At 54.2% G+C, this 1,171-nt stretch carries 1 protein-coding gene and 1 pseudogene; one reads left to right on the forward strand and one right to left on the reverse strand.

The window, feature by feature from the left end; genetic code table 11:
- A pseudogene (locus C493_RS23690) lies at positions 1-203 on the reverse strand (hypothetical protein); the annotation flags it as partial.
- Positions 204-377: 174 nt separating this feature from the next.
- On the opposite strand from C493_RS23690, the gene C493_RS20785 reads away from it, so the two are divergent.
- Positions 378-605, forward strand: a complete 228-nt coding sequence (locus C493_RS20785) for a hypothetical protein (RefSeq protein ID WP_004050879.1) — start codon at positions 378-380, stop codon at positions 603-605.
- The last annotated feature ends 566 nt before the right edge of the window (positions 606-1,171 follow it).

Raw genomic sequence — 1,171 nt, forward strand, 5'->3', positions numbered from 1 at the left:
CGTGAGACTTTCCGGCGCTCGAGGTCGCCGCGTTCGTATAATGCCTGTAGTTTCCGACGAGCTGTCTCTCGCGAGCAATCTAACTCGTCTGCGACGTCCGCCGACAAGATTACCGGTCCGTCGACCACGTCGAACACTCCTAAGACGTCCTCTAAACTAACCGTCTCGACAAACGTCCCGCTGTCGCCATGTTCCCTCGGCATACGATTCAGTACGTTCCCCGCCCGATTATACCTTTTGGCATAACCAATATGGTAAAGACTTATGTCCATGTGGCTAATACAATATGGTAGAGAAAGACGGTATCCTCGGACGTGTTGAAACGTCCCGGTGGTAGGACACCGAGACCGGCCTTTCTCTATGGAGACTGAAAGACCATGTCGACCAACGAAACCCGAAGCCAAGACAGTACCGCTATCATCATCGCCGGCGACGACGCCGAGGTCATCGACGACACTCCCGACTGGGAAGGACCGTTTACCGAGTACGACCGCTACGGCGAACCGACTGGGCACAACTACGTCCGGTGTCCCGTGTGTGGGGCTGAAGTCCTCGACGGCGAGACGTCGACGGCGTCCCACCGACCAGCCTGCCGTTACGAGTAGTCGGCACTTCGGGCGCGCGCTCGCCTGAAGACGTTCCGAAAATGCGTCCTCACTTCTCAGTATTCGTACTATTCTTCCGGTGAGAACCGCCGCATTTCGTATCCACGTACGTATTGATTAGTACGTATCGTACCGCAGTCTTGCGATTAGTACCGATTGCTAGCCCTCGTTGTCACTCACCGACAACCCGATTAGCAATTTCTTCCATGGGGTGTTTCGAGGACGCGCCTAACCGTGACTACTCTTAGTATGCAATGACAGAAATTGAAACACTTGAGATAGCGATTCAAATCGGTAACTTTCTGATTCAACTTGTAGGGTACATCGACCAGCAAGAAGACACCAACTAAGGCCACGCTTCGATCTCGGACATGAGACGTCGCCACCGGGCGGACAAGTCTAACCCACGACCGACAGAGGGGTTTACTCTAGTCGACTCATACTCGTAACTCTCGCCCGCGACGTCGACGGACGTCGGTTCTTCCCACGCAAACCCCCGAGTAAAGACGTCACCAGTCGCTCGAAACCGGAGAATTTGGAGTAATGCAATCTCTCGCGCTTTTGCT

Origin of the sequence: Natronolimnohabitans innermongolicus JCM 12255 (assembly GCF_000337215.1) — an archaeon.
Lineage (GTDB): Archaea > Halobacteriota > Halobacteria > Halobacteriales > Natrialbaceae > Natronolimnohabitans > Natronolimnohabitans innermongolicus.

Coding starts and splice junctions, on each gene's coding strand:
- C493_RS20785 (WP_004050879.1), top strand. CDS start 378: ATGTCGACCAACGAAACCCGAAGCCAAGACAGTACCGCTATCATCATC.